General features: G+C 43.0%; 10 protein-coding genes and 1 rRNA gene. All 11 read right to left on the reverse strand.

The genetic code is table 11. From position 1 onward, the window contains the following. Positions 1 to 104, reverse strand: a 16S ribosomal RNA gene (locus tag M3221_RS22290); the annotation flags it as partial. 788 nt (positions 105 to 892) lie between these two features. Continuing rightward, positions 893 to 2,470: an FAD-dependent oxidoreductase gene (locus M3221_RS22295; RefSeq protein WP_251273878.1), complete on the reverse strand. Its 1,578-nt coding sequence runs from the start codon at positions 2,468 to 2,470 to the stop codon at positions 893 to 895. 185 nt (positions 2,471 to 2,655) lie between these two features. After that, positions 2,656 to 3,498, reverse strand: a complete 843-nt coding sequence (locus M3221_RS22300) for an STAS domain-containing protein (protein WP_251273880.1) — start codon at positions 3,496 to 3,498, stop codon at positions 2,656 to 2,658. 399 nt (positions 3,499 to 3,897) lie between these two features. Then, positions 3,898 to 4,665 carry a TIM barrel protein gene (locus tag M3221_RS22305; protein WP_251273882.1) on the reverse strand — a complete coding sequence of 256 codons (768 nt, stop codon included), beginning with the start codon at positions 4,663 to 4,665 and terminating at the stop codon, positions 3,898 to 3,900. Between the two features lie 194 nt (positions 4,666 to 4,859). After that, positions 4,860 to 6,218, reverse strand: a complete 1,359-nt coding sequence (locus tag M3221_RS22310; RefSeq protein ID WP_251273884.1) for an RNA-guided endonuclease TnpB family protein — start codon at positions 6,216 to 6,218, stop codon at positions 4,860 to 4,862. Between the two features lie 374 nt (positions 6,219 to 6,592). Then, positions 6,593 to 7,861: an ATP-binding protein gene (locus M3221_RS22315; protein WP_251273885.1), complete on the reverse strand. Its 1,269-nt coding sequence runs from the start codon at positions 7,859 to 7,861 to the stop codon at positions 6,593 to 6,595. Between the two features lie 300 nt (positions 7,862 to 8,161). After that, a complete protein-coding gene (locus tag M3221_RS22320; RefSeq protein ID WP_251273887.1) occupies positions 8,162 to 8,944 on the reverse strand; it encodes a hypothetical protein in 783 nt (260 codons plus the stop codon). A gap of 385 nt (positions 8,945 to 9,329) precedes the next feature. Next, positions 9,330 to 11,123, reverse strand: coding sequence for a carbon starvation protein CstA (gene cstA / locus M3221_RS22325; RefSeq protein WP_251273889.1), 1,794 nt, complete (start codon positions 11,121 to 11,123; stop codon positions 9,330 to 9,332). A gap of 132 nt (positions 11,124 to 11,255) precedes the next feature. Continuing rightward, entirely contained in the window at positions 11,256 to 12,005 is a 750-nt protein-coding gene (locus M3221_RS22330; protein WP_251273891.1) for a LytR/AlgR family response regulator transcription factor, read from the reverse strand. Further along, positions 11,980 to 13,758 (reverse strand): sensor histidine kinase, encoded by a 1,779-nt coding sequence (locus M3221_RS22335; RefSeq protein WP_251273893.1) that lies wholly within the window; start codon positions 13,756 to 13,758, stop codon positions 11,980 to 11,982. The genes M3221_RS22330 and M3221_RS22335 overlap by 26 nt, the downstream gene beginning before the upstream one ends. Positions 13,759 to 13,997: 239 nt before the next feature. Further along, the gene (gene lacZ / locus M3221_RS22340) at positions 13,998 to 17,135 is read right to left on the reverse strand and encodes a beta-galactosidase, LacZ type (protein ID WP_251273895.1); all 3,138 of its coding nucleotides are present in this window, start codon (positions 17,133 to 17,135) and stop codon (positions 13,998 to 14,000) included. Positions 17,136 to 17,210 lie beyond the last annotated feature (75 nt).

Genomic DNA, 17,210 nt, shown 5'->3' on the forward strand with positions numbered 1-17,210 from the left:
CCGCCGCTGACTTCCGGGAGCAAGCTCCCTTCTGTCCGCTCGACTTGCATGTATTAGGCACGCCGCCAGCGTTCGTCCTGAGCCAGGATCAAACTCTCCAAAAAAGTTTGACTTGCTCATTTGTTTCCATTAAAACACGGGGTGTTTTTAATGGAAGATAAAAATTTAAAACGTTGACGTTTATTTTGTTCAGTTTTCAAAGATCAATTTTCTTCATTGTCGTTATCGACAGCTAAATAATCATATCATGCATCAACTTTTAAGTCAACAACTTTTTATCAAAAAATTATTTTAATAAATCATTATTGTGACTCAAACTTCTTTAACTTTACTATACCGTTAGAACGGCAGACAATCACCTTAATGCATCTAGCGCATAAAGTCCATAACATTTTTCCGTTAGTAAATTATATTGAAATAATTAAACCAAATGAATACATGTTATTAGTTTAGGTTGCCGCAGAAGCGACGTTTAATAATATAGCATGCTTATTTTTCTTTATCAACAAATTTTTTCGTGTTTTTTATTCCCTTTTCAGGTTTTTATTTCTGACAAGGAATACAACGACAATAGCTGTATGTTTGAATAAGGAGCAGCCTGCGTAAGATACTACTGCTTAAAAGGATCTTCCTTCTTCATAAGGCTTGCATTTTTGCCGGGTAATGAGGTGATTAAAAAAGGCCGATAAACCCGTCGCTTTTCCAATTATACTGTCTATGTTTCAAACACACTTTCTGCTGGATTTGTTCTCTTCTTAACAATGACGGCGAAAACATTTTGAACATAACATTGAAAATGAAACAAGAAGCCCTTATGCTCACCCTACAATTAAGGACTTCTTCATTTATTATAGAAGCTGTTTAATTTTTTTGATCAATAATTCATATTAGCTCAATATCCCGAGTCTTCTGAGGTGAGATTGTCCAGCATGCGGTGATCGTGCCGCTGTAATGGCTTTTCGGCCGGCCCTTCCACTACTTCTCCTGTATAGGAAAACCGAGAACCGTGGCACGGACAATCCCACGTACGATCGCCGCTGTTCCACGCAACTTCACAACCGATATGCGTACAGGTTGTATCGACAATATGCAGATTTCCTTCGGTATCCCGATATGCCCCTTTACGGTGTCCATTAATTGTAATCGCTGCTCCTTCATCATTAGCCAAATCCTCTACACTTTTCGTCGGTTTTTCTAGTTTTCCCTTGATCAAATGACCGACCACATCTGCATTATCCAGCAGGAAGTTTTTTAAGCTTGGATGGGCATAAAAACGTGACGGCGAATATAAATCCTCATAAGGATTTGATTTTTTCCGAACGATATCCCGAAATAAAAGCGCAGCTGCCGTACTATTGGTCATTCCCCATTTTCTGAAGCCGGTCGCAATTAAGACATTTGATACTTCCGAAGTGATTTGGCCGATATAAGGGATTTTGTCGAGCGTCACTAAATCCTGGGCTGACCAGCGATAAAGAACATCCTCGATTCCTAAAACATTCTCTCCAAATTCTTCAAGCGCGTTGTAATAGTCAATGGTGTCTTTTCCTTGGCCTGTTTTATGGTTTTCTCCTATAACCAGTACCATTTCTTCTCCATTGATTGTCACAGAGCGCAGGGAACGGGCGGGCTCTTCAACATTGCAGTACATTCCGCCTGGATAAGGCTTTTTTGTTTTAGCCGCAAGAACGTAAGAGCGGTCTGCATGCATTCTGGTTGAGTAAAGCCCGGTCCCTTCGTAAAAAGGAAAATGAGTGCAGGCAAGAACAAATCTTCCTTGAACACGAGATCCTCTGCGGGTGAGAACAGTTGGATACTCTCCTGTCTCAATATTCACGCATGTCGTATCTTCAAAAATCAAACCGCCCTTGTTCGTAATATCCTCGACGAGATGAGCGAGATATTTCAATGGATGAAATTGAGCCTGGTCTTTCATGACAAGTGCTTTTTTTACATCCATTTCAAAAGGAATACGATCAACCAGGCCGCCGTTAATACCAAGACGCTGATAAGCTTCTGCTTCTTTTTCAAGTTTTCGTGTATACTGGTCTGCAGACGTGTACAGGTACGCATCTTGTATACGGAAATCGCAATCAATTTGATGTTTCTCTACGGTTTCTTGAATAAAGCGAAGCGCTTCTGCGTTGGCCTCATAATATAATTTGGCTTTGTTTGTTCCGAAATTGTGCATAAATTCGTCGTAAATCAATCCATGCTGAGCAGTAACTTTCGCGGTCGTATGCCCAGTTGTACCATTTAACAATTTCCCTGCTTCTAAAACGACCACTTTTAATCCTTCGTTCACTAAAAGATAAGCAGAAGTAAGGCCGGTGATTCCCCCGCCTACAATTACAACATCTACAGAGAGATCCTCTTCTAAACGAGGAAACGCCGGCAAATCAACGGAATCTCTCCAAAATGACTGCGTATCCCCCGGCAGCTTCCCATTCAGCCTCTTATTTTGCTCCACTTAAAAACCTCCATTTATGATTTCAGTTATACGGCCAGCCGGCTGGCTGAGGTTCACTTATTTTGCTTGACCATTCCCCTATAGGTTGCCATTTTTTTCATTGACATATACATAAAAGGAGCTACTGAGAAAATACATGTAAAGAAGCTGCATGGACATAAAAAAGAAGCTGCTCTGCAGCTTCTTTATAAAAGACCAAAAGACTCATTTAAGTCTTTTAATGCCTGTTCTAAATTGGATTTGATTTTTAATTGGCCTGTATCAATGCCTAGATTTGTCATCGTTTGGGCTACTTCCGGCCTGATGCCAATTAAAATGGTTTCTACACCAAGCAGTCCCAGCGCTTTTTCGATTTTAAAAATTTGATCTGCGACCATGGTATCAACGACTAATACACCCGATAAATCAAAAAGAAGATGGGACAACCGCTTTTCAGAAGCTTTCTGCAGCACTTCTTCCATTAAAAGACGCGCTCTTTCTGTATCGATATTTCCAATAAGCGGCAATACAGCCACTCCTTTTGCGAGTGGTACAACGGGTACGGATAATTCTAGAAAAGCGCGTTTTGAATTTTCAAGGGTTTCTTCGTGGCACTGAACGTAGGCAGAGCTGAATGCATAAACGGCTTGATCTAAAAGCGGGTCTAAAATAGAACCTACCTTTAGCGACGTGGCCAGCGACATATCGTGATTCAGCATTTCCTCCCCCAGCACTTCCCAAATACAAGTTCGATAATAACTCGTTCCTTTTAATGCTTGATCTAACGGAATACCTAAATCACATACGCGCTTGCCTGTTTCTTTTCCCCATTTTAAAAAAAGCTGGCCCCCTGTGTCTGCATCAGCTTCCTGAAGAAGACTTTCCCCGAATAACTTGACGAAATTCGCCCGGATGTCGATGATTTCTTTTTCAGTCATTGGGAGTTTTTGTGCTGCTGCTTTGTTGATTGCTTTCTCATGTACCCGTTCGGCAATTTGATATTTTTTTTCTAAAATTTTCTCCCCAAGAAGTTGCAACTCGTTCTTCATTTTTTCCTCCAAGACCTTATGTATTTGCTGCATGTATAGATATATACCCAATTATAAAAAGGCTTCAATCCTTTTCACTCTTAAATTACACTCCGCTAATAAGCTGTAGTTTGTCGCCAATAAAACTGCTCTTATCTTTTTGTGGGTTCAATTATATCGTAAAAAAGCTGATTCGAAGGACTCAACTTTGCAGGATAGCTGCTCACTTACACGAGATCATTCAACATTAAACCTGTTCAAAAAGTTATGTATTTACAAAAAATAACAAAAAGGTGCGGATGCCTGCTTAACTTGTAAAAAAAGAAAGGCACAAGGCCTTTCTTTCTTTATTATATTACAGAAAACAGACTACATCTATTCTCAAATAGATAGCAGATATAGGGTTCCAACAGTGCCCCTTTATCCTGTGTGATGTTTTTGATGAATTTGGACTAAATCTTCGACTGGATTATGAATCGGGAAGTATTCAATGCCTACATACCCAGAATAATCGGTTTGTTTAATTGCATCGAAAATATTATCGTAATTTAACTCGCCGATAAACAGCTCATGTCTTCCCGGAGTACCTGCTGCTTGTATATGGGCGATGTGATCAATGTTATTAATCATTCGAGAAGTCACATGTCCTTCCATAATTTGAACATGATAGATATCGTAACAAACTTTCACCAAAGGATGATTTATCTCTTTTACAATATCAAATGCTTCTTCTGATGTATTCAAATAATAACCACTTAACTCTGCATCTACTTTTATATTAAGCGGTTCAATGGCCGTTGTAACATTGTGTTCTTCTAGAATAGGGATGCTTTCTTTTAACCCTTCAACTAAGCTTTTCCTCATCTCCTGGCGTGTTAAACCGTCCACTTCAAAACCAACCATGTGAACCATCAGTTTGCTACCGAGATAATTAGCCGCTTTTGCTGTTTCTTTTAGTGCTTCCAGCGCTTTTTCCCGATTAGAAGGATCCACAAAACTTTCGGGCTTCACAACAATGCATGCAATATCTATCCCTAATTCCTCTTTTGTTTCTTTGATTCTTTGGAGGTCCTTGTCATGAGGAGACCAAAATTCAACAATGTTCAGCTCTTTTTCGTGCAGTATGCGCATTGCCTCACAAGGATCCTGATCTTGAAATAAGCTTTCAATATTAAAAGAAATTTTCATTTCCCTACTCCTTTATCGTGATTAAACCAGCGCTTTTGTTGATTTTTTGACCATGCTATAGCCTGATTACAAGGACTATAAGAATAGATAAACGTGTTATACCCGCTATCAAAAATAGTTAGTGAACCTCTCCACCTAAATCAAAGATTTTGATGGAGCATCCCTTATCTTGAATACAGTACAACATCAGCTGGTTAAGCTTCCTCCGGAAGCCCGAGTGCATGATGGAGACTAATGAACGAAGATAAGGTCTGAGATGTTCTTATTGCCAGCTCAGGGACTTTTGCCTGAAGTGACAACCATTTCGTTTCCGAAATGGATTTTTGAAAAGCCCGAATGAAATAACGGGCTCCAATATTATAAGAAGCGGACAAATCCGCATGATAGACTTTGCCAGTTGAAAACGTGGCAAAGTCTTTTTTCGGGTTCCGTTCCACGTTTCCAGAGCCATCAAGTGCAAGGGCGCTGGTGTTTCGCGGATTGACCCGGGATATGCGCATGCCGAGGCAGTGCGCCATTTCTTCTACCTTGTTTTGGATGCCTATTTTCCCCCACCCGTGAAGCTTGAAACGAAATTTCCTGGCTCCATAAAACCCCTTTGGGGTTTTCATTCTACCCAGGTATTCGAATACAATGACATCACACCCGTGCTTTGTCGCAAATTTTATAATTTCATGGCTTGTGTGGCGGACAATATGCTGCTGGTACCCATTGATCTGCCGCCAAAAATTCGGTGCATGAATGCGGCCGCTTGCCCGCTGGGCTTTCCGCAGTTTGTTGGTTAACGTCTGCAGACGGTCTTTTTCTTTAGGCTGGTTAATAAATGTCCGGCCTAAGACAGTGCCTTTTGCATCGATAACCGAGCAAACCGCAGAGTTCGTCAGTCCGAGGTCTACTGCACACACTTTTTGCTCTTGAATAGCCGTTTTTGTTAAAGTAACTTTATTTTTATAGCTGATAGAAAGGAAGAATTTCTTTCCCCGCTTAATCAGCTTAGGATTGTTCTCTTTCCATTCCCAAACACCGCGCTTATAATGGTCCTGCCCTTTAAATTCGATATCCACCCATACCCAGTCATTCTGGTAAAATACCTTAATTTGTGCTGATGTATCGGATGTTCTGTTGAACATGTTCTCTCGATAAAAAACAGGGAATTCCTTATGTTCCGCCTGCAGACGGGGCGGCTGTTTCTTGAATTTTTTTCCTTCGGAAAGAGCATACTTCTGCTCTTTTTCCCAGTTTTGGTAGTTAGAGCGAAAGCTCTTTACTTTGCCAAAAGCAGAAGCAATGGCACTTCTGCGGAAGTAGGAAGGAAATTTGTAAAAACGTTCGTTAAACTCTTTATATTTTGGAAGAGGGTTTGATTTGGTTGCGTGAATCAGTTTTTCTACTGCTGGCACAATTGACTTTGTTGTCAGGCCCTTGATATCATCAAATTCTTTGTCAATGACCTCAATCACATAGGTCAAAGCGGCATTGTAAATATCCAGAGTATCATTGAAGATTTCGGTCTGGTTTGTAATTTTGTGCAGGAGTGACTTCGCAACTTTCATAACCAAACCCTCTTTTCCATTTTTTAGTCCTTATAATAAGTTGATCGTATCAAAATGGAAATCAATTGTAAAACGAAAAGGAGGATCAGTATGAGTGATGAGAAGTAAGAAGCGGCAACCGGTGTAATGAAAAAATATATAAAAGAACAGGGAGAATAAAGACCTTAGCGCCTAACCCCCACTAAATCGAAGATTTTGAAGGGGAATGCGGCGCTAATTTTTTGTTCAATGGTCTTTCCTCCTGCCAGCCTGAAAGTTAAAACTTTTATGGTTGTTCTATCGTAAACAACCACTTATAGCTATTAACAAGCGGCTGGCACCTTTTGAACCGAAAAGCTGCTTTATTTACAAGGAGAAAGGCTCACCGTGACAGTTTAAGACATCTCTGTAGAAATAGCCGGCAATACAATAGAAAAACAAGTTCCTTTATCGATCTCACTTCTTACTGTAATGCTCCCGTCCATACTTTGAATAATACTAAACGAAACCATTAACCCTAATCCCGTTCCTTTTTCTTTTGTTGTAAAATAAGGTTCGCCAAGACGGTCGATCTGCATTTGGGTCATCCCTTTTCCCGTATCGGAAATGTTAATAAAGAGACGACGGACCTCATACTCTATTTGGATGGACATTTCCCCGCCGCTTTCCATCGCTTCTATTCCATTTTTCATAATATTAATGAGAGCCTGTTCTAATTTTTTTCTTTCACCCAGCACATAGAAGGACTCATTTTCTTTAAAGCTCAACTTAATATTGACGCTGTTCATGTTTGCTAAAGGCGTAAGAATATTCACGACCTGGTAAATCTCTTGATGTACTAGGATTTTCTCCATTTTTTCAGGTGTAGGCTTAGCGAAAGTTAAATAATCATTAATAATGTCTGTCGCTCTGTCTAATTCTTGAATGGACAGCCTGATATACTCTTTTATTTCTGGAGAAATCGAGCTCTCATGTGATAACTGCATAAATCCTCTGCTCGCCGTCAGCGGGTTTCTTACTTCATGGGAAATACTCGCAGCAAGGTTGCTGACAATGTCCAGCTTTTCTGCTTTTATTAATTTTTGCAGGACATCAAGATTTGTTTTAATGACTTCCCAAATAGCTGTAGCGATCCACATACTTACAATGTTGAGCAAAAAGTAAACAATCCACATATTGGGTGTTAAATGAATATCCGAAACCTTTATGGCAGCAAAGTAAGTGAGCAGCAAAGAAATAAAAACCAATAAAACGCTTGATAGTAACTTTTGTTTTAAAGGCATCTTTATATAGTATTTAGAGACAAGAGCAGCTAATACTGCCATCGCAGCATACGACCAAAGGGTCACATAAAAGCCGCTTCCCCCTACAAAATAACGGATTAAAAAAAGAGCCGCCAGTAGAAGAAAACCATTTTTTGGCCCCGCATATAAGAATCCCAGCAGAAGAGGAACTCTGCGAAGATCCCACGTAAACCCGTTTCCGAATGAAAAAGGGAAAAACATGCACATTGCTAAGGAGATCAGCAGGAAGATGACAAACCAGGTGTCTTTAAACCTTTCAAAGCGGTAGGAGTACTTCAATAAATAAAACATTTGCATTAAAAACAGAGGAAGTAAAACAAATAGAAAATTAATGAGTAAGTCCTTCGTTATCAGTTCCATCGATGCACCGCCCATTGAACACATAAGGAAATCGTTCATATAATTTTCCTAAGCATAATCTATTTGTTCTCACTCTCGCAATCTTCTTTTTAAAAAGTCCGGCTCGTTTTAACGCTATTTAGATTTTTCTTAATGAATGGTTAAATGCTTTAGATGATGAATAAAACACTATTTCTACTTACTATAGAAAAAGAAAACCCCTGGAAGCCAGGGGTTTTCTCATCCTTTATCGGTTGTTTGCCAGGTATGTGGAGTGGCAAAAGCTTTCATTTATTTATGTTACCAAACATTCTACTATTTTTACGGTGATACAGTGTCTCCTGCCGTTTCATCTGTTTCCACTGCCGGAGCAGTTCCCTCATACGGATCTTCAACTACTGGAGCTGTTGTTTCATCTGTTTCTTCTTCAGGAGTTGTGGTTTCAGTTGTGTCTTCCTCAGGAGCCTCTGTTTCATCCGTTCCCTCTTCTACTGGAGCTGCGGGTTCTTCCACTGTTCCTTCTTCAGGAGTTATAGTTTCAGTTGTGTCTTCCTCAGGAACCTCTGTTTCATCCGTTCCTTCTTCTATAGGAGCTGCAGGTTCTTCCACTGTTCCTTCTTCAGGAATTTCTACTTCTGGCGTCTCTGGAACGATTTCGATCGTGCCTAATAGATTCTGAGTGTCTAAGACCTGCGTCACTACATCACCGATCTTGTTTTCTACTTCTATCACTTCAGGTGCATCTTCCCCGGATTTTTTCGCTACTGCATTCAATTGGTTGGTCGCTGCGTTCGTCCGGTTAAGCAGTGAATTCAGCTGGCTCAAATACCCATCGTATTCTTCAGATGTCAGCGTTTCTGTGCTTTCGAGTCCAGAAACGACAATGGCAAGTTCACTTTCAATGGAAGATACTCTTTTTTCAATAGGATTCAAACGGTGTAAAATCGAACCTCCGCTTTTTTCTTTTGCAGCTGCTTCTGTCCCTACGGACGCCTGCACGGCTGTTTTAACGTTTGCTGCCTCAGCGTCTGCCTGCGCACCGAAAGCCAGGCCAAGGGCCAATGCTGGAGCTGTTGCTTTTAAAAGTGGTTGTTTGATTTTCATACTTCTCCTCCTTGTAAGGGTTACTAGGTCTTACAAGATACGTTATACCATCTTTTTTTCTTCTACACACGTATTTTTGCCGTTTTTAACCAAATTGAAAAGGGGATGTAATGTTAGGTCAAAAATGTTCAAATCGAAATGGAAACGTAACCATGAATTAACATTCTTTAAAATACCCTGTAAATCCAGCCGATTTCGAGACCAACAGATCATACTTACATTCGTACTGACTATCGTACCCTTCTTTGTACTTGCTGCCCTATGAATAATCGTACTTTTCACGGCAGGAAAGCATTTCTGTCCTCACATTACACGAAAAAGAGTCTTTGTAAGACATTCTGCATATAAAAAAGACCTAACCGGAAACGTTAGGTCTTTTTTATCTTTAAGCTGTTTCTCTGCGCATTTTTACGGCTGGGTTATTCCAGTTTTGCAGCCAATTTTTTATGGCCGCTGCCATAATCACAACGCCCAGGATCAGCATGATAATCGAAAGCATGCCATTTAAAACGCTGTATCCTGCTGCATCTGCATTCAGATATACGTTTTTCACCATCCAGTAGCCAGCATAGTTAACAGTAACGTATAGATAAGAAAGCGGAATTAAGCATGTCAGCATATAGCGACGCTTGTCTGCTATTTTCAAAATGATGGTTGCTCCGATAATTAAGCCGATAGACGCCATTAATTGGTTTGATACGCCAAACAGTGCCCAAACCGATCCGATATCTCCAGAAAAAAGCAGATAGCCCCAAAGCAGGCAGGCAAGTGCACTGGCAAAAATACTACCCGGTATCCAGTCCACACGCTTCAGCGGTTTATAAAAAGCACCGCCAAAATCCTGGATCAAATATCGTGCTACCCGTGTTCCTGAATCAATTGCAGTTAAAATAAACAAAGCTTCAAACATAATAACAAACTGGAAGAAGAAAGAAGCCAGATTATGGAACCATGGAACATTGGTGAAGATATACGTCATGCCGACCGCAAGCGTTACAGCGCCGCCAGTCCGGCCTTCTAGATCCAAGCCGATATCCTGGCTCAGCTGGGCTAAGTTCACCGTTTCCATTCCAAGCGTCCGAAAAACTTCGGGTGTGGAGTTAATCGCAAAATAGTCACCCGGGTGCAAAGCAGTCGCTGCCACCAGTGCCATAATCCCAACAACACACTCGACCAGCATCGCGCCGAAGCCAACTGGTTTAATGTCACTCCAGCGGTCCAGCATCTTCGGTGTTGTACCTGATCCGACAAAAGCGTGGAACCCGGAAATGGCCCCGCAGGCAATTGTAATAGAGATAAACGGCCAGACAGGACCGCTTAACACAGGTCCGCCTCCATCAATAAACTGTGTAAGAGCCGGCATTTCAATGGTCGGATTTACAATAAACACACCGGCAATCAAGGCGACGAAAACGCCGATTTTCATAAAGCTGCTCAAGTAGTCACGTGGTGCTAACAGCAGCCAGACCGGCAGTGCTGCAGCAAAAAAAGCATAGATAGGCAAAATAAGCGAGAGCGTTTTCACATCCAGTGTCAGCCAATCTCCTAACATGGTTCCTTGAATGTATGGACCACAAAAAACAGCAGCCATAATAAGGAGGAATCCCACAATCGAGGCACCTTTTAAATTGCCTGTTTTTTTATGGTAGAGACCCACACCCATCGCAATCGGAATCGTAATGCCGACTGCAAACGTCCCCCACGGATTGTGCTCGAGTGCATGAAGCACGACCATGGATAAGCCGGCCATCGTAATCGTAATAATAAATAACATGGCAAGACCTGTACAAAAGCCGGCTACCGGACCCAATTCTTTCTTTGCAATTTCAGCAAGCGACTCGCCTTTTTGACGCATAGATGCAAATAAAACAACCGCATCGTGAACAGCGCCGCCAATAACCGCTCCAATCAAAAGCCAAAGAAGACCTGGCAGATAACCAAACTGAGCAGCCAGAATAGGACCGACAAGCGGGCCTGCTGCAGCGATGGCTGCAAAGTGATGCCCAAACGTGACCCACCGATTCGTCGGCACATAATCTTTGCCATCCTCAAGCTCATGGGCAGGCGTTTTTTTCGAATCATCGAGTTTTAACACTTTTACAGCCATAAATGTTCCATACAAGCGGTATGCAATCATTAAAATACAAATTGAACCTATTACCATTGTAATCGCATTCATTTCAAGGGCCTCCCCTATATGTTTTTGCCCTTTCACTATACCAAATGAAAATGAATTGTTAGCGTTTTCAACTCAATAAGCAGCATTTGCACCGTGAAATGCAAAAATAACCGGCTGAGTTGCAAGAAAGCATTAAAACCCAATTAACTGCTTTAGCTCTTTTACATATGTACGGCTGACCGGCACTTTTGATCCGTCTTTCATGATTAAATTATAAGTTGAATTAAACCATGGCTCGATTTGGTCAATGTGATTGATATTCACTAAAAAGCTTCGGTGTACTCGGACAAAAGCAGAGGAGCTGAGCTTTTTCTCAATCGCGGTTAGGGATTCCTGTGTTTTGTATTCAGAAGACATCGTCTTAATCAGGGTTTTTCCTTCTGAAGAAGCTGTATAAAGAATCGCTTCTCTGTCAATCAGCACAATGCGTTCATCGGCTGCCACCGCCAGTTTTCCGGTTTGCAGCTCGGCAGAAGGCTTTGGCATTTCTGCAAGAATGTCTGAGCGCTGCCCGCCGATCATGCGGATTGTTTTAATTTTGTCGATCGTTTGGTTGATTCGATTTTCGTCAAATGGCTTCAGCACATAATCAATAGCATTCAGTTCAAAGGCCTGCAGGGCAAACTCATCGTAAGCAGTTGCAAAAACAATCGCCGGCTTATGTTCAAGGTGGCGAATTTCAGCCGCCAGCTCTAAGCCGCTTTCTTCAGAAAGCTCAATATCCAAAAAAACAAGATCTGGTTTTGTTTGTTTAATTTGCGGAAGCGAGTCGGCTATATTGCTCGCTTCCCCTGTCACTTCTACTTCGCGGGTCCTGAGCAAGAGATATTTCAACTCATCTCTTGCCAAGGGCTCGTCATCCACTATAAACGCTTTCATCATAATAAGCTGGACCTCCTTTTCTTTCTAACGGCAGGCGGATCAATATCGCTGTTCCCCTGTTTTCTTCGCTCGTAATCGTAAATGAAGCTTGTGTATACATTCCTTCTAAGCGGCTGCGAATATTCACCAGTGCGGTTCCCGTACCGTGCTTGGACGAAACGGTTTCTTTTCCCAGCCTGTCGAGCTTCTCCTCTGGAATCCCTTTTCCGTTATCCGTTACTTGAATGTGTATATGCGTTGGGTCCGAAAAAGCCTCGATTCTTACTTCTCCTTTTGTTTTGGAACCAGAGAAAGCATGCCGGATGCTGTTTTCAACAAGCGGCTGAAGAATAAACGGCGGCACCAGGCTTTTCTCAAGACCTGGTTCAATATCAAAAAAGACCTCATACCGGTCAGGAAACCGTGCTTGCTCAAGCGACAGGTACGCTCTCACATGTTCAATTTCTTTCTCAAGTGGAATGACCATCTGCCGTGCTCCCTGCAGATTGCTTCTGAAAAACTGGCTTAGCTCCAGCAGCAGCTTTCTAGCCCTTTCCGGATTGGTGCGGCATAAAACCGAAATGGTATTAATGGCATTAAACAAAAAGTGTGGATGAACCTGAGCCTGCAGCGCTTTTACTTCTGCATTTTTTAAAAGCCTGCTTTGCTGTTCCGCCTGCGCCAGCTCCAGCTGTGTAGAAAATAAATTGGCCAGCCCTTCAGCCAGCTCCCGTTCTACCTCTGTTAAATCACTCGGATTGGTAAAGTAAAGCTTTAATGTGCCAACCGTTTGGCCGTACACTTTCAACGGAAGGACAACGGCAGCCCGAAGCGGACAAGCTGGATTTGTACAAATGATTTCTTCCCGGCTTTTCGCCGTAAGTACCCTGCCTTCCTGCAAGACTTTTTTCGTCAGCCCTGTTGAAAACCCTGCTGTCGGTTTATGATGGTCTTCTCCTGTTCCAGTGTGGGCTAAAACGCTTTTCGTATTCGTGATCGCAATGGCATCCGCTTCTGTGAGCGAAAGCATGGTCTCCGCTACAGCCCGGCAGGATTCGGCATTCAGTCCTTGTCGAAAAAACGGCAGCGTTTGATCTGCAATGTAGAACGCCTTGCTCGTCTGCAGGGCTTTTGTGCGTTCCTGCTCGCGTAAAATGTTTTGGATCAGCAGCATAAAAAGAAGCATCCCAAGCCCATTGATCGTAATCATCGGAAGACCAATGACTTTCACCAATTCCCAGGCCGGATCAAACGGTTTAACCATCAGAAGAATCATCCCCATTTGGATGATTTCCATTAAAATGCCGACCACGATAGCAAAAGGGGTATTAATAGGGGCTTTCTGCTTATACCGCATACCAAGCCAGCCCGCTGCACCTCCTGCTAAGACAGCAGAAAGCGCACAAGCAGCAGCTGTAAACCCGCCAAGAAAAAAGCGATGGATACCCGCGATGAAGCCGATTCCAAGCCCGACAACAGGGCCGCCTAGAAGGGAGCCAATGGCGATGCCGAGTATTCTTGTGTTTGCAATGGCACTGTCCGGCTCCAGGGCGATGAGCCAGCTGTTTTCAGTAATCGCATTTGACTGGATTTGGATTCCTGTATAATTACTGATTACACCCAAAAAGCCGAATATCGCAACGAGGAGCAGTTTTTCCCGGGTGCCTTGGTTGTTATGAATCAATTTGCGGAAATGTTTCATTTGGGAAAAAAGAAAAACGGAAATGAGAATAATCCCCACCCGTTCAATCATAAGAGGAATAAGATTAATCATGATTCATCGCCTTCCCGCCAAGTCATGGTACTGTTTCTAAAGGATGAAAAGGGAAAAATACATGTTTTCATCCCTTTTATTTTAACATAATCATTAAAAGACCTTAACGCTTCCCTTCCGCGAGTAAGGAAAGGTCTGCTCTTCTTAAAATCCACACAACAACAAAGGACGGACTCTCGTTAAAGAGCCCCCCCTTTCAAAGATTTTATCCTCTTTTCGTCTGCTGCTAAAAAATTTCGTTATAATCGTTCCTTTTTTGTCCCTTTCAAACCAAATGAACAGCTATATGTTTGATCGGCAAAAAGAGTAAACTCCGGATGGGTTTTCGCCTGCCAGCTGTCGTCCCCGCCGACACCCATCTGCTTCAACTGAACGCGCAGGACAGTATGATCACTCGGCGGCAGTTTGTAGCTGTGGCTGGCTTCTTCCAGCTGAAACGGTGTGTACGGCAGCGCATTTAGTTCCACTGTCCGCTGCCCTGTGATGGATAAACCTACTCCCTTTTTATTGGTGACCATTGCCCACCGGACCTCGGTTTTATGCCCGCACTCCTGCGGTTTTAAATACGGTACCATCTGCTCTTCCACACTGCCGCTGTATACACCGATTCTGGCACCGTGTTTACGATCCCAGTAGCTTTCATGAGGACCTTTCCCATACCATTCTATCTCATTGAATTCTTTTTCCATCGTCCACAAAAAGCCCACTTCTGGGATTTCGGGCATCCCTTCCCCAGGCTTGAGCTCAAGCTCTGTTAATATTTCACCGTCCGGGGCCACTGTATACCGAACGACGCAGCAAGAGTGAGCAGCATCTGGCAGATCATACACAGCGGTTACGACCATCGACCGATCCAGCCTGTCTGTTTGAAAGGACAGCAGCACCCGATGTTCCGATGCTCTGCGCCACGGCTCGCTGCGTTCGTGAAGCTTGCTGCCTCGGTCATTATCCGTCATCGCCCGCCAAAAGTTTGGCCGCGGTGCGCTTTTTAACAGCTCCTGTCCCGCATACTGATAAGAATTTAGCTCACCCGTCCGCTTGTTAAAAATAACGTTAAAATCATCGCCTTTTACCTGCACCGTTTCCGGATTTTCTTCCGTCTGCAATTCTCCGGCTGCTGTCTGCTTTGGCCTGTGTTGGACAAGCGGGGGAACAACAAACTGTTCAAAGGCCACTTCGTGTCCTTTTTGGGCCCAGCGTGTGTTTTCTTTTAAAACAAGGCGAATGGTTACGATCCGCTCTTTTGTTCCCTCTCTTTCCTCTGTTAAATCACCCAGGCACACCGTACCGGATGACTGTGGTTTCACCTCAATTTCTTCCGTACCGGCCAGCTTCACTTCTCCATCTTCCATCAGGTTCCATTCAACCTGATACTCGCTTAAATCGGTAAACAGGTGCTGGTTCAAAACCTTTATAAGACCATTTTTTACATCCATCGCTTCAAACCGAATATTTTGATAGCACTTTTTCACTTCGTACAGCTTTGGCGACACCGTACCGTCTGCAAAAATCAGCCCGTTTCCAGAAAAATTTCCGTCATGCGGTGTTTCACCGAAGTCTCCTCCATAGGCAAGATACGGCTGGCCATCCTCTGTTACCGCTTCCAATGCTTGATCACGCCAGTCCCAAATAAAGCCTCCCTGCAAGATCGGATACCGATCAAATAAATCCGTGTACTGGTATAAGTTGCCGCAGGAATTGCCCATGGCATGGCTGTATTCACATAAAATATACGGCTTGGCTCCGTCTTTTCCTACTGCTTCAAGCGCATACTGCTCGACTTTTTCCGGGGGCACATACATGGTGCTTTCTATATCGCTTGCTGCTTCCGACTTCCGATAATGATATATTCCTTCATAGTGAACAAGACGGGATGGATCTTTTGCTTTCAGCAGATTCCGCATGTGGAGAAAGTTATCGCCGCCAAATGATTCATTCCCAAGTGACCAGATCAGCACGGATGGATGGTTTTTATCACGCTCCATCATGGACTCGCACCGGTCAAGTACATTGGTTTTCCATTCCGGCTTGCTTCCCGGAAGAGCTGCTCCTTCTTCTTTCTGCCCGTATTTCCATGTTCCATGTGTTTCCAAATTGGTTTCATCAATCACATACAACCCATATTGATCACACAAATCATACCAAAGCGGATGGTTTGGATAATGAGAAGTACGGACCGCATTGATATTGTGCTGCTTCATCAAGACAATGTCTTGCAGCATATCTTCTATTGTCACAGCCCGTCCTTTTTGAGACGAAAATTCGTGCCGGTTAACGCCCTTAAACACAATACGCTGGCCATTGATTTTCATCAGGCCGTCTTTTAATTCAAATGTACGGAAGCCGACCTTGCAGCTCTCGGCTTCGATTAAAGTACCATCTTCTCCTCCAAGCGTTAAAACGAGCGTATACAAATTCGGCTGCTCGGCACTCCATTTCTTTGGATTTTTCACAAAGACTTCTCCTGATACAGCTGCCTGTCCTTGTTCATTAAATAGAACTTCCATGATTAAAGGGCTTTCAAAAATAGATAGATTTTGATCATCGTACAGCATGGCCTGTACAAAAAGCGGGCTTTCTTTCTCCTGCTCATAGTTTGCTGCCTTGATGTCTACTTTCAGTACTGCATCTGTATAGGTTTCATCCAGCTCTGTCCGGACAAAAACATCTTCTATATGATGAATAGGCGTTGAATACATATATACATCTCTGAAAATCCCGCTCATCCGCCAGAAATCCTGGTCTTCAAGCCAGCTTCCGTCGCACCAGCGGTATACTTCAACTGCCAGTTTGTTTTCACCCTCGGCCAAATAAGGAGTTATATCAAATTCAGCCGGTGAGAATGTATCTTCACTGTACCCGGCTAATTCCCCGTTTATCCATACATAAAAAGCCGATTCTACTCCTTGAAAGCTTATATAAACCGGCTGGTTCTTCCATTCTTCCGGAACCGTAAACGTGCGAATATACTGGCCGACGGGATTATACTGTGTCGGAGCAAAAGGCGGCTTAACATCTTCTTTTCCTTCCCACGGGTACCGAACATTTGTATAATGCGGGTAATCATATCCCTCAAGCTGCCAGTGGGCAGGCACCTTAATTTTTCCCCAGGCGGAGCAGTCAAATTCCTGCTCAAAAAACGCTCGCTCCCGCTTGTCAGGGTTCTCAGCAAATGAAAAAAACCATTCTCCATTCAGTAACCGGCAGTAATCTGATGCCATTCGGTCACCCGCTAATGCTTCCTCTACGGTTCGAAACGGCATCAGAGTAGACCGGGCCGGCAGGCGGTTCAGCTGAAAAATCTCCGGATTATTGTTCCATTCGGGAAAGCCATTTTGCGGCGGACTATATGTGAACTTTTTTGATTGTTTTATCATGTAGATCCTCCATCTGAGATTCTCTCATTTTGCTTTCTTACTCGCGTCTATTCTTTTCCGTTTCATCATTTTCTT

It is taken from the genome of Domibacillus indicus (genome assembly GCF_023715895.1).
GTDB lineage: Bacteria > Bacillota > Bacilli > Bacillales > Domibacillaceae > Domibacillus > Domibacillus indicus_A.